Raw genomic sequence first — 19,820 nt, 5'->3', positions numbered from 1 at the left:
TTTACAGCAGCTTGGTGCCCAGCGGCACCGCCTGGTCTGGCACGCACAGGACCACACCACCGTTTTCGTCGTGAAAGCCGGTGACCAGACATTCCGACATGACGGGGCCAATCTGCTTTTTAGGAAAATTCACCACCGCCACGACCTGTTTGCCAATCAGGCTTTCAGGGCTGTAGTGGTGGGTGATTTGCGCGCTGGACTTTTTGATGCCCAGCGCAGGGCCAAAGTCCACCTGCAGCACATACGCCGGCTTGCGCGCCTGGGCAAAAACTTCGGCCGCCACAATGCGTCCCACACGCAGTTCTACGCGGGTGAAGTCATTCCATTCAATCTGCTGCATCGAGTGCTCTTTACTTCATGGCGCACTGGGCGGCGTAGCTGTCTTGGTGGGCAGTGAACAGTTTGCCGGGCTGCAAGGCGTTGGTGATCTGGCCGTCCTTGGTTTTTACGACCTGACGCAGGTAATAGTCCTGCACCAGAAACTGGTTGTTGCCGTAGCTGACGTTGCCGCGCACCGAGTCGAACTTGGCAGTCTTGATGGCCTTGGCCACGGCAGCCTTGTCTTGCAGATTGCCACCCACGGCTTTCACGGCGGCATCCAGGTTCATCACCACGTCATAGGCAAAGGCCGCGTACAGCGTGGGCAGGCGGTTGTAGGATTTCTGAAACTCGGCCACAAACTTTTTGTTGGCAGCGTTGTCCAGATCGTGCGCATACGACGAGGCGTTGTAGATGCCCACCATCGGTTCGCCCACTGCAGCAATGATGTCCTGGTCGGCAGTAAACGGCGAAGAGATCAAGACGATGTCTTTGTTCAGGCCCGCACCCATGAACTGCTTGATGAAGTTGATGCCCATGCCACCTGGCTGAAAGATGTAGATGGCATCGGGCTTGGCTGCGCGCAGCTGGGCCAGCTCTGCGGCAAAGTCCAGCTGGCCAACACGGGTGTAGATTTCATCAGCCACAGGCTGCTTGTAGGCGCGCTTAAAGCCATTGACTGCATCTTTGCCTGCCGGGTAATTGGGGGCCAGTACCACCACTTTTTTGTAGCCCTTGCTGGCAGCGTGCTGGCCAGCGGCCTCGTGCATGGCATCGTTTTGGTAGCTGGTGCCAAAAAAGTACGGGTTGCACTGCGCGCCAGCCAGCTGACTGGGGCCGGGGTTGGCAGAAAGAAATGGCACTTTGGCCGCAAACAAGCCGGGGCCCACGGCCAAGACCACATTGGAGCCTACGGGGCCGGTGAAAAAATCGACCTTGTCGCGCTTGATAAAGCGGTCGGCCACCTGGCGCGCGGTTTCGGGGTTGCCAGCGGTGTCGGCCTGAATGAATTGAGCCGGCACGCCCCCCAGTTTGTTGCCCAGTTGCTTGGCAGCCAGATTCAAGCCATCGCGAATTTCTGCACCGGGGCCTGCAAAGGGGCCTGAAATATCCAGTGCCACACCCACTTTGATCGGTTCTGCGGCCAGGGCCCAGGGGGCAGCCACACAGCTTGCTGCAACAGCGATGGCACGGAGAGCACAAATGCTTGAATGGGGGCGCAAGGCGGCAAAGGTGGTCATGTCTGAACGAATAGTTGGTGTGTGGTGGTGCAGGGAAGCTGCATGCGTGCGGGCGCAAGCCTACACAGGCGCAGCATTTTTGAGGAGCAATGCCATGGCTGTTGGTGCAGATGCAACACCTAGGCTTGCGCCAGGCCCATGAGTTCCAGTGCAGCCCGATGCACGCTGGAGGCAGGGTCTGCCAGTTGCAGCGGCAAATCAAAATGGTTGGTGGCCGGGGCTTGTACCCACTGGCCTTGCAAGCAGCGCGCCTGCCATGCGGCCAGATACTCACGGGATTGGCGCTGAAACTCACTGCTTTCAAACTCGCCGCAGGCCACGCACAGCTGGCACTGGCCGTGGGTGCTGCTGTCTGGCAGCAAAAACCGGGGGCTGTTGCGCATGGCGGCGGCGTCATCCATGCCCATCCATGCGTTGATGTGCGTGGTCAGCAGTGGCTGCAGATCAAACAGCCCGCTCAAAGGGAAGGCCGATGCAGGCGTGGCGCTGGGCGGCAAGTCATAGTCTTCCTGCCAGCCCTTGGCCAGCAGCATGCCTGCCAGTTGACCGCCCGCCGAGCTGCCGCACACGCAGATGTTGCGCGCATCACCGCCGTAGATGGCGATATTGCGCACCACCCACGCAAAGGCCTGACGCATCTGATCAACGATGTGGTCAAGTGTGACTGAGGGGGCCAGATCGTAATCTGGCACCACCACCAAGGCCCCTGCTTGCGTCAACGCCGGAGCCATGAAGGCCGAATCGTTCTTGCTGAGTGCGCGCCAGTAGCCTCCGTGAATGAATATAAAGACAGGTGCTGCCTGCGCTGATGCAGCAAGCGTTTGTGGCAGATAAATGTCTAAAACATCCGTCTCTCTGGGGCTGTAGCGCTGATTGCGCACGGCCCCCGGCAGCGCAAACGCCACCTGGCTTTCTTGGGCGTAGCGGGCCATGTACGCCAATGGATCTTGAACACTGGCGCGGGCGTTGTATTGGCGGTCGAAATGGGCTTGGGCAGCATCAATGGACATGGATTGGCGTGTCACTCATCAAACGTTCAAAAAACTGAGCGCAGCATACGGCCTGCCCGTGCCGCTTGCTGACAAAAACATGAGGCCTGCGCTTTTTGGTGCCCGGCCTATCTGTTAAGCCCCAGCATGCTCACCCGACCACTGCAACCGCACGCTCCTTTGCGCAAAAGCTTGTTGCATGCACAATGCGCGCTCTTTAAAACATTTATTTACATACTGTGAGCTTGCACGCAATGCGCATGCCGCTGAATGGCTGGCAAATGACAAAAACCAGCTTGGCCTGCACAGCCATGACGCTGAGCGCCTGCGCGCAAGCCGCTGGAGCCGATAGAACTGGCCAGAGCATTGCGCCCTTGTTTGAAAAGGGCCGCTATCTCTCGGTAGAGACCTATGCCGCTCGCCCCCAGGTGCGTGGAACGGATGCGTGGGGGCAATCCACGGGACAAGTCGCCTCAGACCACACGCAATGGGGCTTTGCCTACAAACAGAACATCGCCCCGCAAACCTCGATGCTGCTGATGGTGACACGCCCATTTGGGGTAGACATTGCTTACGGCCGGCAGCATTCACGCCTGTTCGGCGATACGCAGGCGCGCATCAGCACCTATGAATTGATGGGTGCGCTGCGCTACCAATGGAATGAACGCTGGGCGATGCACGGCGGCCTGCGCCTGCAGCGCTCTGAGGGGTATATGGCTTTGGGAGGCCTGGCCTTTGGTGCCTTGAACGGCTACCGCGTGAGTTTTCATCCGAGCATCGAACCCGGTTACTTGCTGGGCATGAGCTACGAGCGCCCTGAAATGGCGCTTCGCATTGCGGGCACTTATTACTCCGCCATCAAGCACCAGGTCAGAACGCAAGAAAACCTGCAGGCAGGAGCAGGTACCACGACGACCCACTCTACCTCGCCGCAAAGTTTTAATCTGGATGTGCAAACCGGCATGACACCCAGTACGCTGCTGTTTGGGCAGATTCGCTGGAGCGACTGGGCACAGTTGCAGCTGCGCCCTCAGGCTTTTGCTGCTGCCACGCACGGAAGCAGTCTCACAGATCTGCAAAGCTCGACCACCTACACACTTGGACTGGGTCAGAAGTTCGGGCCACAGTGGTCAGGTTTTGTAGCGTTGGTGTATGACAAAAAAAGCAGCAAGAACCCCTTATCCCCATTGCGCCCAAGCAATGGGCGCACCGGCTACACCGTAGGCGTGAGCTACCAGAACGCGCACATCAAGGTCACGCCATGGGTCAGCTACCAGCGTCTGGGTGCCACCGATATCTCTAGCAGCGGCATACCCATGGCGCATTTTGAGCCTGGCACTGCCAAAGCGGCAGGACTCAAGCTGGGCTACTACTTTTAGCGCCGTTGACACAAGCCTTGTGATGGCTGGTGCATGCATGGGCACTAAAGCCTCAAGCCATTGCACAAAAGACTTCTCACGGCTCGCGGTGGCAACGAAATTTGCCCCCCCTCATGCCATGGCAGTCTTTACAGCACAACCATCTCGCCCTCAAATGCTTTTCCCCAGGTGCGCAATTCATACTGGCGTGCACCGCTTGAAAAATACGGGTCCTGCTCAATCAGTGCCACAGCTCGGGCGCGGTTGGGCACCTCCATCACCCACAGACCGCCGATATAGTCACCTCCGGCCTCGCTGCGGCAGCCTCCAGCCAGCTGAATTTCGGTTTTGTGTCGGGCCAGAAAATCCAGGTGTGCCTGCCCCTGCTGCTGTCGTACTGCCAGCATGGCAGGGGTGTCCGTAAAAATAGCAATCCAGCGCATTGCAACCCCTCGGGCTTAACCCAAAGCGGCAATCACATCGGCAGGCGCTTGCACCAGCTCAATCAGCACGCCCTCCCCGGCAATCGGAAATTCGTCATTGCTCTTGGGATGAAGAAAAGTGATGTCGTAGCCCGCAGCGCCCTTGCGGATGCCACCGGGGGCAAAGCGCACGCCTTGGGCGGTAAGCCATTGCACGGCCTTGGGCAAATCATCGATCCACAGGCCGATGTGGTTGAGTGGCGTGGTGTGCACGGCAGGTTTTTTGTCGATATCCATGGGTTGCATGATGTCCACCTCCACCTTCATCGCACCTTTGCCCATGGCGAGGATGTCTTCGTCCACGTTCTCACGTTCACTCTGAAAGGTGCCGGTCTGCTCCAGCCCCAGCATATCTACCCACAGTTTCTTCATTCGGCTCTTGTCAGTGCCGCCAATAGCGACCTGCTGAATGCCAAGAACTTTGAAAGGACGAAGGGCTGCAGTCATGAAGTACTCCTGAGTTAATAGCTTTGGTGCCTGCAAGTATTGGGCTAGAGGCAAATTTTTCTGATATCAATCGAAGGCCATTTCGCACTGCAGCTTTCTGTGCTTTACAGCTCACCCAGCACCCAGCTGCTGAGCATGGCGAAGTACTCGCGCAGCCATGCGTTGTAGCGTGTGGCCAGCGGCGTGGCAGCGGCCACCGGCACCATGCCGGTCAAGCCTTGCTGCTGGGCCATGGCCATGGCGCGCATCAGGTGAAAGTCGCTGCTGACCATGGCCGTGGGGGCTGTGGCATCAATGCCGCGTGCCTGCAGCAAGGGGCGGCTGAGCTGCAGGTTGAGCTCCGTGCTGGTGCTCTGGCCTTCCAGCAACAAACGTTCGGCAGCAATCCCGTGGTGCTCCATCAGATAGCGGGCCATCACGGTCGCTTCACTTTCGGTTTCGCCCCAGTCCACCCCGCCACAAACGGCAATCAAGGCCGATGGCTGCAAGTGGGCCAGCTGTGCAGCAGTATCCAGGCGCTCCGCCAGCACTGGCCGGGGCTGGCCGTTTTGGGTGCCGCTGCCCAGAACTACAATGGCCGCCACCGGTGGCACTTGCTCAGGCTGCACGCCAGTACCTAGCAGGCGGCTCCAAAAAAGCAGCACGCTCAGCACCCACAAAGCCAGCAGCGCCCAGCCCCAGTTCCACAGCCTGGCATGGCTGCGCCTGCTGAGGCGCCAGCGCTGCACAAGCGGCCATTGCCAAGCCAGCAGGGCCCCGGCAGTACCCAAGACAGCAGGCACGGTCACGCCCACATTGAAGTGGCGCAGCGCCATCAATACCCCCGCATCAAGCAGCAGCACCGCACTGACCAGGGACAGCAGGATGCGCTGCACCCGTTGTGCAGGGCTGGCGATGCTAGAGGTTGGCAATGTGGCCAAGGGGGCTTTCAAATACATAGCTGCTTGCGCTACAACCATGAGCGCTTTAAGTGGTTTTGATGGTGATTACAGAAAAGCATCGCATCGATGCTTTTGTCATCACTTGTAACCACGCAAGTGTGCCCGATGAAATGCTGCGCAATGGTCATTGCGCAAGTTTGTTATGCACAACAGCGCGTGCAAGCGCAGCGCAGTGGCTGCACCTGCAAGCCTGCTCAGGTCATTGAAATTCCACAATCACATCGTCAACCGCCAGCGAGTCACCCTTGCCTGCGCTGACCTTGCTGACAACGCCATCTTGCGTGGCAAAAAGAATGTTCTCCATCTTCATGGCTTCAATGACGGCCAGTTTTTCACCGGCCTGCACTTTCTGCCCAGGCTGCACCGTCACATCGACCAGCAGTCCAGGCATGGGCGAGAGCAAGAACTTGGACATGTCTGCCGGTGCTTTGTAAGGCATCAACTGGTGCAGCTGTGCCCCCTTGGGCGACAGCACCAGAGCATCAATCTGGGTGCCGTTGTGGGTAATGCGCAAAGCCAGCGGGTTTTTGGGCGTACCGCGCTCGACCTGCACGGTAAAGGCTTGGCCGTTGCATGTACCTTGCAGGCGCAGCTCGCGCATGGCGCTGTGGCTTTGAAATTCGTAGCGCTTGCCGTTGAGCGTCACAACGCTTTTGCGGCTGTCAAATTCAAAGTCTGACACCTGGGCATCAAAGTGCTGGTTATGGCCTTGTGCGCCAAGCACCACCACGGTGTAGTTGGCGTCTACCACCAGTTCATGGCCACGCATTTGTCCACTGATGGTGGAGGCGCGCGCGCGGTAGCGGCGGTTCATGTGCGCAGCCAGGGCCACCAGAAAGTCTGGATCGCTGTGCGGCACATCGCTGGCGTTAAAGCCGTGGGCGTAGTGCTCGGCAATAAAGCCGGTGTTGAAGTCGCCGGACTGGAACTTGGGATGCGCCAGCAATGCGGCCTGAAAGGGAATGTTGGAGCTGATGCCGCGAATCACAAAGCCGTTGAGAGCTTCACGCATCTTGGCAATGGCGTCGCTGCGGTCTTTGCCGTGCACGATCAGCTTGGCAATCATCGAGTCGTAGAACATCGGAATTTCGCCGCCCTCGTACACCCCTGTATCTACGCGGACACCGTACAGATGCTCGGTGTCGGCCTGCCACATGGTTTGCTCTGGTGGATTAAAGCGCACCAGACGGCCCGTTGATGGCAAGAAGTTGCGAAACGGATCTTCGGCATTGATGCGGCACTCCATGGCCCAGCCGTCACGTTTGACCTGGTTTTGCGCGATGGCCAGTTTTTCTCCTGCCGCTACGCGGATCATTTGCTCCACCAGATCCAGTCCTGTGATGCACTCAGTGACGGGGTGCTCCACCTGCAGGCGGGTATTCATTTCCAGAAAGTAGAAATCCTGGTCCTTGCCCACCACAAACTCCACCGTACCGGCGGACTGGTACTGCACCGCTTTGGCCAAGGCTACAGCCTGCTCGCCCATGGCCTTGCGGGTGGCATCCGAGATGAAAGGGCTGGGAGCCTCTTCAATGACCTTCTGGTGGCGGCGCTGGATGGAGCATTCGCGCTCGTTCAGGTAAATGACGTTGCCATGGCTGTCACCGAGCACCTGAATTTCAATGTGGCGCGGCTCCTGCACAAATTTTTCGATGAAGATGCGGTCGTCGCCAAAGCTGTTGCGCGCTTCGTTCTGGCAGCTGGCAAAGCCTTCAAAGGCTTCCTTGTCATTGAAGGCCACACGCAGGCCTTTGCCACCACCGCCTGCCGAAGCCTTGATCATGACGGGGTAGCCAATGCCCTTGGCAATCTCCACCGCCGCTTCTGGGCCTGATATGGGGTCGTTGTAGCCGGGAATGGTGTTGACATTGGCTGCATTGGCCAGCTTTTTCGAGGCGATTTTGTCGCCCATGGCGGCAATGGAATGTGCTTTGGGCCCAATAAAGGCAATGCCCTCTTCTTCGCAGCGCTTGGCAAACGCTTCGTTTTCGCTCAGGAAACCGTAACCCGGATGAATGGCCTGCGCACCCGTTTGCTTGGCAGCCTCAATGATCTTGTCTGCCAGCAGATAGGACTCACGGCTGGGCGCAGCACCAATCCGCACGGCTTCATCAGCCAGCTTGACGTGGCGGGCGTCCTTGTCGGCGTCTGAATACACCGCAACGGTGGCGATGCCCATCTTGCGGGCAGTAGCAATGACACGGCAGGCAATCTCGCCGCGGTTGGCAATCAGGATTTTGGTGAACATGTTGTCTGCTTTCTTCGGTTTTTGTCTCTGGCAGTGACAGCGCGCGCCTCGGGACGCTCCATCAACAGCACTTCTGATTTATCTAATCGCACACCCAGCCAACGGAGTAACCCGTCTTTGTCATGCGTGGATAAGGGTTGGGCCACGTCCAGGATCACCACGCTGGTGGGCCTGGGCGGTTCGGTCACACTGGCAGTACGTTCACCTTGCGCCAGTGTCAATGCGCAGACCAGCGGGTGCTGGGCTTGCACTTCCTGGAGCAGAGCCTGAGCGTCCACCAGTTTCGGGGCCGGCTTTTCTGCCAGGGCCAGGGTCTTTTCCCGGGTTTTGCTCACATCCTGCTGCAAGGCTTTGAGCTGCGCATCCATGGACTTGACTTGCTCGACCAGCGTTTTGTTCACGCCCTCTTGCAGCTCGCTGCGCAGCTTTTCAACATTGAGCGAATCGTCCCCGGCATCGCGCACCAGCACAGTCACATTAGCCTGTCCGTCACGCAGCAAGCGCCGCTGTACCTGCTCACGCAGCTGGGCTTCGTCAGTGCGGCCCACCACAATCAGGCGCAGCGTGCGTGCTCCAGCATCCACTTCATGCATGAGCACGTGGCTGCTAGGCTCTGCCTCCAGGTCACGGGCCACACGCGCTGCCACGCTGGCAAACACTTCTTGCTGCACCAGGCGGTACGCCATCCACACGCTGGGCACCAGAACAGCGGTCAGGCCCAGCACGATGATGAGCCGGTGGCGCTTGCGTGTGGCTTCATCCAGCTGCCCCTGCCGTGGCAAGCGCAGCAGCTTGGCGACGGCCAAGGTGGACGCACCGATGAACATGCTGTTGATGATGAACAGGTAAAACGCCCCACCAAACATGTCCCAGCGGCCATGCGCAATACCAAAGCCTGCAGTGCACAGCGGGGGCATGAGCGCGGTTGCGATTGCCACGCCGGGCACGATGTTGGAATAGCTGCGGCGTGTGACCGCCACCATGCCAGCCGCACCGCCAAACGCTGCGATGAGCACATCCCACAGGGTGGGAAAAGTGCGCGCCATCAGCTCTGACTGAGGTTGCTCCAGCGGGCTGAGCGTGAAGTACAGCACCGAAGTGACCAGGCTCAGAACCACGAAGATCGCCAGGTTTTTGCCTGCCGTACGAATCAGGCCCAGGTCTTGCACCGCTGCGCCGTAGCCCATGCCAACGATCGGCCCCATCAGCGGCGAAATCAGCATCGCGCCGATGATGACTGCCGTGGAGTTGGTATTGAGCCCCACGGAGGCAATCAAGATGGCAAAGAACAGCACCCAGAGGTTGGTTCCACCAAACTGAGCGCCCATGCGCACCGTTTCGTCGATGACCTTCGTATCCTGCTGATCCTTGCGCAGGTCGAACAGAAATAGCAGCTTAGGCCGCATGGCTACAGCACTTTCACAAAGGAATGTTGCCGTGTTTGCGCCACGGATTCTCAAGCTGCTTGTTTTTCAGCATCTCAAGACTGCGGCAGATACGCTTGCGCGTCTCATGGGGCTGGATGACGTCATCAATGAAGCCACGAGCGCCGGCGACAAAGGGGTTCGCGAAACGTTCTTTGTACTCTGCCTCGCGGGCTGCAAGCTTGACGAGGTCGTTCTTGTCTTCACGGAAAATAATTTCCACAGCGCCCTTGGCACCCATTACGGCAATTTCAGCGTGTGGCCAGGCCAGATTGACGTCGCCGCGCAAGTGCTTGGAAGCCATCACGTCATACGCTCCGCCGTAGGCCTTACGCGTAATCACCGTAATTTTTGGCACCGTGCACTCTGCGTACGCGTACAGCAATTTAGCGCCATGCTTGATGATGCCGCCGTACTCTTGCGATGTGCCGGGCATGAAGCCTGGCACATCCACAAAGGTAATGACTGGAATGTTGAATGCATCGCAAAACCGCACAAACCGCGCTGCCTTGATGCTGGACTTGATGTCCAGGCAACCGGCCAGTACCAGCGGCTGGTTGGCCACAATGCCGACGGTCTGCCCAGCCATGCGCGCAAAGCCAATGATGATGTTCTTGGCGTAGTCTGGCTGCAGCTCAAAGAAATCACCATCGTCCACCGTTTTGAGAATCAGCTCCTTCATGTCGTAGGGCTTGTTGGCGTTCTCGGGCACCAAAGAGTTCAGCGACACATCAGAACGGTCTGCAGGGTCGGTTGTGTCGCGCACAGGCGCTTTTTCTCGGTTGTTCAGCGGCAGGTAGTTGTACAGACGGCGCAGCATCATCAGTGCTTCGACATCGTTGTCAAACGCCATATCGGCCACACCGCTTTTGCTGGTGTGGGTGATAGCGCCGCCGAGCTCTTCAGCGGTGACTTCTTCATGTGTGACGGTTTTGACCACTTCGGGGCCGGTCACAAACATGTAGCTGCTGTCCTTGACCATGAAAATGAAGTCTGTCATGGCCGGTGAATACACCGCACCACCAGCGCATGGGCCCATGATCATGGAAATCTGCGGCACTACGCCCGATGCCAGCACGTTCTTTTGGAACACATCGGCATAGCCCCCCAGGCTGGCGACACCTTCCTGAATACGGGCACCACCTGAATCATTGAGGCCGATCACCGGAGCGCCAACCTTCATGGCCTGGTCCATCACCTTGCAGATTTTTTCTGCATGGGTTTCAGACAACGCCCCGCCAAACACCGTGAAGTCCTGGCTGAAGACAAACACCAGACGGCCATTGATCATGCCGTAGCCAGTGACAACGCCATCACCGGGAATTTTGGTGTTTTCCATGCCAAAGTCGGTGCAGCGGTGCTCAACAAACATGTCCCACTCTTCAAAGGTGCCATCGTCCAGCAGCAGTTCAATGCGTTCACGGGCAGTGAGCTTGCCTTTCTTGTGCTGCGCATCAATACGTTTTTGGCCGCCACCTAATCTGGCCAGCTCTCTTTTGCTTTCGAGCTGCTCAAGGATGTTGTTTGCTTGTTCCATGTTTGTCTTCCTCTGTGCCTTCTTTAAGTAGTCACTTTTAATTCATGTAATGTAGATTCAACAATCTACCCATCCATTTGGGCATTGAGCAATTGCCGTGCGGCCGTACTGGCTGGCAAACGCCCTGCAACCACGTCAGCTTGAATGTCGGGAAGCAATGCCTGCACCTTGGGGTGCTGCTTGAATGCCTGCTTCAGACCGGCATCAATGCGCTCCCACATCCAGGCCAAAGACTGCTGCTCTCTGCGTTGCTTGAGGCGGCCATTGCGGGTTTGCAGCATCTGAAAGCGCTGCACCATCTGCCAGAACCGCTCGACCCCCTCGCCCTTTAAAGCGCTCATCTGCAGCACCTTGGGCTGCCACAACTGCTCGTTGTGGCTGGCGTTGTCTGGGTTGCCATGCATTCCCAGCAAGCGCAGGCTGGAGGTGATTTGTGCCTCTGCCCTGGTGGCCGCGTGCGGGTCAATGTCGGCTTTATTGATCACCACCAGATCCGCCCGCTCCATCACGCCCTTTTTAATGGCCTGCAGGTCATCGCCGGCGTTAGGCAACTGCAGTACGCAGTACATGTCTGTCATGCCATGCACGGCAATTTCGCTCTGCCCTACGCCAACGGTTTCAACAATGACCACGTCGTAGCCAGCGGCTTCACAGACCAGCATGGCCTCTCGGGTTTTCTCGGCCACTCCGCCCAGCGTGCCGCTGGACGGGCTGGGCCGAATATAGGCATTGGGGTTCACTGACAGGTGCTCCATGCGCGTCTTGTCGCCCAAGATCGAGCCGCCAGAAACCGTCGAAGAAGGGTCAATTGCCAGCACGGCAACCCTGTGGCCCTGTGCTGTCAGCTGCATGCCCAGTGTTTCAATAAAGGTGGATTTACCCACGCCCGGCACGCCGCTGATACCCAGCCGCAGCGCTTTGCCTGTGTAAGGCAGCAAAGCGGTAAGCAAGCCATCGGCCAAAGTCCGGTGGTCGCTGCGCGTAGATTCCAGCAACGTGATGGCCTTGGCCATGGCACGGCGTTGCACAGCTGCATTGCCATGCAAGATGCCTTCTTGCAATTGCTCAGGTGTCACAACAAGCTCTCTATTTCTATATAGAGGGGCGCTCAGCGCGCAGCCGCTTTCTTGATGTTCTCCAGCACGTCCTTGGCGCTGGCAGGAATGGCAGTGCCTGGGCCGTACACACCCTTGACGCCCGCCTTGAACAGGAAGTCGTAGTCCTGCGCAGGCACCACGCCACCGACAAAGACAATGATGTCGTCTGCACCCTGCTTTTTGAGCTCTTCAATGATGGCGGGCACCAAGGTTTTGTGGCCCGCAGCCAGTGTCGAGACACCCACCGCGTGCACGTCGTTTTCGATCGCTTGCCGCGCGCATTCTTCCGGGGTCTGAAAGAGCGGCCCCATGTCAACGTCAAAACCCAGATCGGCAAAGGCCGTGGCCACTACCTTGGCGCCTCGGTCATGGCCGTCCTGGCCCAGTTTGGCAATCATCACGCGTGGGCGGCGACCCAGGCTTTCAGCCGCCTGATCGATCTCGGTCTTAAGTTTGTCCCAGCCTTCAGCAGAGTCATAAGCGGCAGCGTACACACCGGTCACCTTTTGTGTATCCGCACGGTGGCGGCCAAAGACTTTTTCCAGAGCGTCAGAAACCTCACCCACCGTAGCGCGCAAACGCATGGCTTGAATGGACAGATCCAGCAAGTTGCCCTGGCCTGATTGCGCTGCTGAAGTCAACGCGTCCAGCGCTTGCGCCACAAGGGCCGCATCGCGTTGCTGCTTGATAGCGTTCAAGCGCTCAATCTGGCTGTCGCGCACCTTGACGTTGTCCACCTCCAGAATATCGATGGGGTCTTCTTTGGCCAGCTTGTATTTGTTGACCCCCACAATCACGTCTTTACCCGAGTCAATGCGCGCCTGTTTTTCAGCGGCTGCGGCTTCAATCTTGAGCTTGGCCCAGCCACTGTCTACAGCGGCGGTCATGCCGCCCATGGCTTCGACTTCTTCAAAAATAGCCCACGCCTTGTCTGCCATTTCCTGCGTAAGCGTCTCCATCATGTAGGAGCCCGCCCACGGATCAATCACATTGGTGATGTGCGTCTCTTCCTGAATGATGAGCTGGGTATTGCGGGCAATGCGCGCCGAGAACTCGGTGGGCAGTGCAATGGCCTCATCAAAACTGTTGGTGTGCAGGCTTTGCGTGCCACCAAACACGGCGGCCATGGCCTCAATCGTGGTGCGCACCACGTTGTTGTACGGGTCTTGCTCGGTCAGGCTCCAGCCAGAGGTCTGGCAGTGCGTGCGCAGCATCAGGCTTTTGGGTTTCTTGGCACCAAAGTCCTGCATGATCCGGCACCACAGCAGGCGCGCAGCTCGCATCTTGGCGATTTCGAGATAGAAATTCATGCCAATCGCCCAGAAGAACGACAGGCGGCCTGCAAAATCGTCCACATCCATGCCCTTTGCGGTGGCTGTTTTGACGTATTCCTTGCCATCGGCCAGCGTGAAAGCCAGCTCCAGCGCCTGATTGGCACCTGCTTCCTGCATGTGATAGCCCGAGATCGAGATCGAGTTGAACTTGGGCATGTTCTTGCTCGTGTACTCGATGATGTCGCCAATGATCTTCATTGAAGGCTGGGGCGGGTAGATATAGGTGTTGCGCACCATGAACTCTTTCAGAATGTCGTTCTGAATGGTTCCGGACAACTGATCCTGCGATACGCCCTGCTCTTCGGCGGCAACCACATAGCCAGCCAGCACCGGCAGCACCGCCCCGTTCATGGTCATGGAAACTGAGACTTTGTCCAGCGGGATCTGGTCAAAGAGGATTTTCATGTCTTCCACCGAGTCAATGGCGACCCCGGCCTTGCCCACATCACCCGTTACCCGGGGGTGGTCTGAGTCATAGCCCCGGTGCGTGGCCAGGTCAAATGCCACCGACACACCTTGCCCTCCCGCTGCCAGCGCCTTGCGATAGAAAGCGTTGGATTCTTCTGCGGTAGAAAAGCCTGCGTACTGGCGAATGGTCCAGGGGCGACCCGCGTACATGGTGGTTTGCGGGCCACGGATATAGGGTGCAAAACCAGGCAAGGTATTGGCGTGCGGCAAGCCTTCGATATCTTGTGCGGTGTACAGCGGCTTGACTGTGATGCCGTCTGGGGTGACCCAGTTGAGGTTGTGAACATCTCCCCCCGGTGATGCTTTGGCTGAAGCCTTTTCCCAATCGGCCAAGCTTGGTGCTTGAAATTCCGGTGCTACTTTGGCCGCCGTCTGGCCCAGCTTTGCGTCAATACCCATGGTTACAACCGTCTCCGTTTGGTCGTGTGCTGGAAAACGAGAAGTCTTCCAAACTTTTTGTGATTCATAATTATTGATTCATAACTACTGCACACCCCATGGGGTTAGCCCTAGGAAATCGATGACGGAAACCACCGCCCTGCTCACACCCAAACCGCTGTATATCGAAGTGGCTGAACTGGTGCGCCAACGCATCTACAGCCGCGAGCTCGAGCCCGGCAGCTGGATTGATGAGATGAAGATGGTTGAAGAATTCGGCATCAGTCGCACGCCTTTGCGCGAAGCTTTGAAGGTACTGGCCGCCGAAGGCCTGGTCACCATGAAGGTACGCCGTGGTGCCTATGTGACAGAAGTCTCAGAAAAAGACCTGCGCGATGTCTACCACCTGCTTGCGCTGCTGGAAAGCGATGCCGCCGCAGCCGTGGCGCAAACCGCCACTGCTGCTGAGCTGCAGCAATTGCACGACCTGCACCGTCAACTGGAGCGCGCAGTACACGACGCCAACAGGTTTTTTCAGATCAACGAGCAATTTCACATGGCATTGCTGACCCTGTGCGGCAACCGCTTTCTGAGCCAGTCTGTGGCGGATCTGCGCAAGGTAATGAAGCTCAATCGCCACCAGTCACTGTTCAAGCAAGGCCGTATTGAAGACAGCCTCAAAGAGCACAGTGATGTGATGCGCTCACTGGTTGAGCGCAACGCTGACGCAACCAGAGCGGCCATGCTGACGCACTTTCAAAACGGATTGATGGCGGCAGTAACTATCGAGAAGAAGTCCCTATAGCATTTATCCTACATAGCGACACATTAAGTAACATTAGTCTGTGACTATGTATTGAAATTGCACCATCTGTTTCAATCGTTGTACGTTGTTAGCCAGCTCATGTAATGTAGATACAAATTGAATTTCATCTTCAATTTATCGACTCTCGTTTTCAAAGGAAGAACGTGCTTGGCCCATTCGTTACAGATTCTGCGAGTAGCCACCACACCATGGCGCTGGTGCATGCAAGCCACAATCTAGGGCTGGTGGTACTTTCGCTGCTGGTTGTATTCATCAGCAGCTGTGCCGCCTTCTACATGGCACATGCCAACCGCCAGGCTGCAGCGCTCAGTCACCGCCGAGTGTCGTTGCTGTGCGCCAGCATGGTGCTGGGTCTGGGCATCTGGGCCATGCACTTTATTGGCATGCTGGCCATGCGCTTGCCCACTGCCGTGCATTACGACCCTTTAGGCACGGGGCTGTCCATCATTCCAGGCATGGTCGCTGCATGGCTGGCCCTGTGGTCCTTGCAGTCAGTCAATCCCTCAAATACACGTATCTTGGTCAGCGCCACCATGGCCGCCCTGGGCATTGGGGCCATGCATTACAGCGGCATTGCCGCCATGCGCCTTGATGGCCGCATGCTTTTTGATTTACCGCTGTCAGTGCTGTCTCTTCTGGCGGGCTTGATGTGTTCTGTTGTGGCATTTGTGTGCCAGCGCATTATTTACAGCTACGGGGTTGACCGCCTTCACTGGTCATGGCGCTTGCTGCCCCCATTGCTGATGAGCCTTGCAATTGCCAGCATGCACTACATCTCCATGCTGGCGCTGCGCGTTGCAGTGCAAGCACCACAGCAGCCTGGGGCGCAGGCACAGATGGAGCACAGCGAATCGCTGCCGTTGCTGATTGCAGCCATGTCCTTTGTTGTGTTCCTGATTTTGGGGCTGGCCAATGCACTGCTGCGTTACCGCGATCTGTGGCAGGCCGTTGCGGTGCGCGATGCGCGCTTGAACGCCATGATTGACACGGCAGAAGACGGCTTTATCACCATCGATGCCAAAGGGCATATCCAAGATTTCAATCCCGCAGCGGAACGTATTTTTGGCTATAGCAAGGACGAAATTGCGGGCCGCAATGTGTCCACCCTCATGCCCTCGCCTTTGTCCGAGCAGCACGATGGACACCTCGAGCGGCACGTGGGCCAGCCCAACCGGGCCATTTCCATCAATGGCCGAGAAGTCCTGGGCAAACGCAAGGATGGACGCCACGTTCCTTTGCAGCTGGCCATCGGCAAAGCGCTAACGCCTGATGGCACTATTTTTGTGGGCTACCTGCAAGATATTTCAGAACGCAAGCGCACCGATGCACAGCTGCGTATTGCAGCCAGCGTGTTCCACCACGTGCGCGAAGGTGTGGCGATTGTGGATGCCAATCACAACATCTCCGATGTCAACCCCGCCTTTTTGCGCCTGATGGAAAAAACGCGTGAAAGCTGCGTGGGCCGGTCGCTGGAATCACTGTATGAGGACACAGACATCCCACCCGATATGAGCAAGCTGTGGCAAGTGGTGGCCACCCAGCAGTACTGGCAAAGTGAAATCATGTTCACGCGCAGTAATGGCTCAGTGTGGATGCAGCGCCTGTCAATCTCTCCTGTGCTCAGCGAGCTGCAGCGCCCGCAGCACTTCATTGCCGTGGTCAGCGACGTGAGTGAGCGCCCGGGCCTTGAAGGCACGCTGCCCTACGCCGACTTGCACGACAGCGTCACAGGCCTGCCTGGCCAGAAGCTGTTCATGGATCGATTGAGCAGCGCGGTGCTGACAGCGCGGCGCAAGGCCACCCACGTGGGAATCATGGTCGTCAAGATATTGCCGGCCCAAGGCCCAGCCATGCAGCCCGGCAACACAGACTTCACGGGTGCATTGCGCGTGCTGGCGCAGCTGTTGCAGCAGCAGCTGCGCAGTACCGACACACTGGCTCGCTTTGGAGAGGACCATCTGGCCTTGCTGCTGCCTGGCTTCAAGGAGCAGCAGGCATTCAAAGCCCTGATTCAGCGCCTGGGCCACACCCTGCACGAGGCCAGTGCCAGTTATAGCAAATACGGGGTGCAGGAAATATTGCTGGGCTCTGGCTCGACGCTGCAGTCTTCTTTGACTGCCACTGAGCTTATGGAGACCACACTTGAGAATATGGCCCCGCTGTGGAGCAATCCCAATGCGCAAGTGCACTGGTGAGCACTGGGTATCAAGCAAAATATTTGCTCGATTTCTCTTGCCCCTGATTGCCTGAATGTCTGCCTGCCTGAACACCCTCGATAGCCTGCCCCTGACAGCCATGCGCGGCGACAATGCGTTTGACCATTGGCTGCTCACTTGCGGGCAAGACCCCTGGGAGCCTTTGAGCCCTGATGCTGCCAGACCTTATGGCTTTATCTGGCACTCCTGGCTGCGCTTTTTGGCCGGTGGTGGTGAAGCGGGCGATCCGCACATCTGGGCCAGCGCCACGCCGGTACAGGTGCTCGAGTTCATCAACCACGGGCCGCAAAGCCCCAAGCGCTCCAAGCCCAGCGACATCACGCGCCGGCGTTACTGGCGTGTGCTGGACCGGGTGTATGACCACGCCGTGCTGCACCGCTGGGCACCGGACAATCCGGCCCAGGGCCTGACAGAGCAGGACATGCCGCCCAGCGAGGACCCCAAGGGCGCCATACTTTCGCCGCGCATGTGGCGTGCTTTGGAGCGGCAGATTCCGCAGCCCGATGATCTGATCAGCAGCCGCGACCGCGCCATCCTGATCTTGCTGATGGAGCTGGGCCTGACGCCCGAGGAAGTGCGATTTCTGGAGATGGGCAGCCTGCGCTGGTCACAGCAAGAGCCCCACAAGGTTGAAGCCATCCAGATCATTGGCGAGCGCGACAAGCAAACGCGCGCCCTGCCCGTGTCCGACAAGCTGTACGCCGCCCTGCGGCACTGGCTGCAGGTCCGCGCGGGCTACCACGCCATGCAGGGGCAGGCGGCGCTGTTTTGCACACGCAAAGCCCCCCAGCTGTCCAACCACACCTTGCTGCATCTGGTCACCAAAACGCTCAAACAAGCAGCCCATGCCAGCCAGCTGCCCGAGCCCGCGCGCATGGGGCCACAGGTCGTGCGCAATACCGTGCTGGTGCAGTGGCTCGATAGCGGCTGCAGTGTCGATGAGGTGCTGGCACGCTCAGGCATGAAAAGCCCCAACGCCTTGCTGCACCTGCGTGCCTACTTTGGAGATGACACGGCGCAGTTGTAATTTCCAGACCAAATAAAAAAGAGAGCTGCCAGCGCATATGCACATTACGTTTCAGATACTTTTATATCTGAAAACAAGCACACACAAGCGCTGACAGCTCTCTTTTTAGCAACTGCAAGCCTTACTTCACACCAGCCTGTCTGCCGTCAAAGTAATCCCTGGTCAGCTTGGCAATCACGGGCGACAGCATGAGCAGCGAGATCAGATTGGGAATCGCCATCAGCGCGTTCAAGGTATCGGCCACCAGCCACGCCACATCCAGCGTCACCACGGCACCCACAAATACGCCCACCACCCACAGAATGCGAAATGGCTTTTCGCACACGGGGCCAACCAGATATGTCCAGCATTTTTCGCCGTAGTACGCCCAGCCCAAAATGGTGGTGAAGGCAAACAGCGCCAGCGAAATTGCCAGCAAATATTTACCAATACCGGGCATGGCCGCTTCAAAGCTCTGCGTGCTCAGCAGCGCGCCGCTGGCACCGCTGTTCCAGACACCGCTCACCACAATGGCCAGACCCGTCATGGTGCACACGATGATGGTGTCAATGAAGGTGCCCATCATGCCCACAATGCCGGAGAACACCGGGTCCTTGCTCTGGCCTGCCGCCTGCGCAATACCCGCCGTACCCAGACCCGCCTCATTCGAGAAGATACCGCGCGCCACACCCATGCGGATGGCCATCAGCACGGTCGATCCCGCAAAACCACCCACCGCTGCCGTAGGATTGAAGGCCTGCTCAATGATCAGCGCAAACGCAGCAGGAATCTGCGCGTAATAAGTACCCAGCACCCACAGCACGCAGATGATGTAGACGATGCACATGGAAGGCACCAGCTTTTCAGCTACAGCACCGATGCGCTTGATGCCGCCCAGCACCACAGCAGCAGTCAGGGCTGCAACGGCCAGACCGGTGATCCACGTCTGCAGACCAAACGCACCTTGCATGGCCGAGGAGATACCGTTGGCCTGCACCATGGCTCCAATGCCAAATCCAGCCAGACCGCCAAACACCGCAAACGCCGTTGCCAGCCAGCGCCACTTGGGGCCCAGACCGTTTTTGATGGCGTACATAGGGCCGCCCACCCACTGGCCGTTGGCATTTTTTTCGCGAAACTTCACCGCCACCACCACTTCCGCGTACTTGGTGGCCATGCCCACAATGGCGGTCATCCACATCCAGAACAAGGCACCCGGCCCACCCACGGCAATTGCCGTAGCCACGCCTGCAATATTGCCCGTACCTACCGTGGCAGACAGCGCAGTCATCAGCGCAGCATAGGGAGAGATATCACCGCTGGATTTGTCTTCGACCGTGCGGCTCTTCCAGATCATGCGAAAGCCGTAGCCAATATTGCGCAATGGCATAAAGCCCAGACGCAGCTGCAGATAAAAACCTGTGCCCAAAATCAGCACGATCATGGGAACGCCCCAAACCATGCCATTGAGCGTGTGGAGCCATTGTGTGAGTTGTTGCATACCGTTATT

Annotated in this window: 16 protein-coding genes; 4 read left to right on the top strand and 12 right to left on the bottom strand. The window is 57.9% G+C overall.

Annotated features, from left to right (window positions below; genetic code table 11):
- Position 1: 1 nt before the first annotated feature.
- The 3 genes from H9646_RS02380 to H9646_RS02370 form a co-directional block, all read right to left on the bottom strand.
- Positions 2–340, bottom strand: coding sequence for a tRNA-binding protein (locus H9646_RS02380; RefSeq protein ID WP_191721710.1), 339 nt, complete (start codon positions 338–340; stop codon positions 2–4).
- Between the two features lie 10 nt (positions 341–350).
- Positions 351–1,559 (bottom strand): ABC transporter substrate-binding protein, encoded by a 1,209-nt coding sequence (locus tag H9646_RS02375; RefSeq protein WP_191721709.1) that lies wholly within the window; start codon positions 1,557–1,559, stop codon positions 351–353.
- A gap of 119 nt (positions 1,560–1,678) precedes the next feature.
- A complete protein-coding gene (locus H9646_RS02370) occupies positions 1,679–2,569 on the bottom strand; it encodes an alpha/beta hydrolase (protein ID WP_191721708.1) in 891 nt (296 codons plus the stop codon).
- Between the two features lie 260 nt (positions 2,570–2,829).
- Between H9646_RS02370 and H9646_RS02365 the strand changes: the two genes are divergently transcribed.
- A complete protein-coding gene (locus tag H9646_RS02365) occupies positions 2,830–3,927 on the top strand; it encodes a porin (protein WP_225213923.1) in 1,098 nt (365 codons plus the stop codon).
- A 128-nt stretch (positions 3,928–4,055) separates the two neighbouring features.
- Here the strand turns inward: H9646_RS02365 and H9646_RS02360 are convergent, their stop codons facing one another.
- From H9646_RS02360 to scpA, 8 genes are all read right to left on the bottom strand, one after another.
- Positions 4,056–4,349, bottom strand: a complete 294-nt coding sequence (locus H9646_RS02360) for a YciI family protein (RefSeq protein WP_191721707.1) — start codon at positions 4,347–4,349, stop codon at positions 4,056–4,058.
- A gap of 15 nt (positions 4,350–4,364) precedes the next feature.
- Positions 4,365–4,835 (bottom strand): VOC family protein, encoded by a 471-nt coding sequence (locus tag H9646_RS02355; RefSeq protein ID WP_191721706.1) that lies wholly within the window; start codon positions 4,833–4,835, stop codon positions 4,365–4,367.
- 104 nt (positions 4,836–4,939) lie between these two features.
- The gene (locus tag H9646_RS02350) at positions 4,940–5,773 is read right to left on the bottom strand and encodes a YdcF family protein (protein ID WP_191721705.1); all 834 of its coding nucleotides are present in this window, start codon (positions 5,771–5,773) and stop codon (positions 4,940–4,942) included.
- 202 nt (positions 5,774–5,975) lie between these two features.
- A complete protein-coding gene (locus H9646_RS02345) occupies positions 5,976–8,024 on the bottom strand; it encodes an acetyl-CoA carboxylase biotin carboxylase subunit (RefSeq protein ID WP_191721704.1) in 2,049 nt (682 codons plus the stop codon).
- Entirely contained in the window at positions 8,006–9,430 is a 1,425-nt protein-coding gene (locus H9646_RS02340; RefSeq protein WP_191721703.1) for a DUF389 domain-containing protein, read from the bottom strand. The genes H9646_RS02345 and H9646_RS02340 overlap by 19 nt, the downstream gene beginning before the upstream one ends.
- A 13-nt stretch (positions 9,431–9,443) precedes the next feature.
- Positions 9,444–10,985: an acyl-CoA carboxylase subunit beta gene (locus H9646_RS02335; protein ID WP_191721702.1), complete on the bottom strand. Its 1,542-nt coding sequence runs from the start codon at positions 10,983–10,985 to the stop codon at positions 9,444–9,446.
- Positions 10,986–11,050: 65 nt separating this feature from the next.
- The gene (gene meaB / locus H9646_RS02330; RefSeq protein WP_191721701.1) at positions 11,051–12,061 is read right to left on the bottom strand and encodes a methylmalonyl Co-A mutase-associated GTPase MeaB; all 1,011 of its coding nucleotides are present in this window, start codon (positions 12,059–12,061) and stop codon (positions 11,051–11,053) included.
- 32 nt (positions 12,062–12,093) lie between these two features.
- Positions 12,094–14,283: a methylmalonyl-CoA mutase gene (gene scpA, locus H9646_RS02325; protein WP_225213922.1), complete on the bottom strand. Its 2,190-nt coding sequence runs from the start codon at positions 14,281–14,283 to the stop codon at positions 12,094–12,096.
- Between the two features lie 121 nt (positions 14,284–14,404).
- Between scpA and H9646_RS02320 the strand changes: the two genes are divergently transcribed.
- The 3 genes from H9646_RS02320 (at position 14,405) to H9646_RS02310 (ending at position 18,331) form a co-directional block, all read left to right on the top strand.
- Entirely contained in the window at positions 14,405–15,067 is a 663-nt protein-coding gene (locus tag H9646_RS02320) for a GntR family transcriptional regulator (RefSeq protein WP_191721700.1), read from the top strand.
- Positions 15,068–15,276: 209 nt separating this feature from the next.
- Positions 15,277–17,283 (top strand): PAS domain S-box protein, encoded by a 2,007-nt coding sequence (locus tag H9646_RS02315; protein ID WP_225213921.1) that lies wholly within the window; start codon positions 15,277–15,279, stop codon positions 17,281–17,283.
- A gap of 55 nt (positions 17,284–17,338) precedes the next feature.
- Positions 17,339–18,331 carry a tyrosine-type recombinase/integrase gene (locus H9646_RS02310; protein WP_191721698.1) on the top strand — a complete coding sequence of 331 codons (993 nt, stop codon included), beginning with the start codon at positions 17,339–17,341 and terminating at the stop codon, positions 18,329–18,331.
- 121 nt (positions 18,332–18,452) lie between these two features.
- Here the strand turns inward: H9646_RS02310 and H9646_RS02305 are convergent, their stop codons facing one another.
- Positions 18,453–19,811 carry an alanine/glycine:cation symporter family protein gene (locus H9646_RS02305; protein ID WP_191721697.1) on the bottom strand — a complete coding sequence of 453 codons (1,359 nt, stop codon included), beginning with the start codon at positions 19,809–19,811 and terminating at the stop codon, positions 18,453–18,455.
- Between the last annotated feature and the right edge of the window lie 9 nt (positions 19,812–19,820).

It is taken from the genome of Comamonas avium, from assembly GCF_014836675.1.
Lineage (GTDB): Bacteria > Pseudomonadota > Gammaproteobacteria > Burkholderiales > Burkholderiaceae_C > Comamonas > Comamonas avium.
Note: the sequence above shows the minus strand (reverse complement) of the source record. Positions and strands in the feature narration are given on the sequence as shown.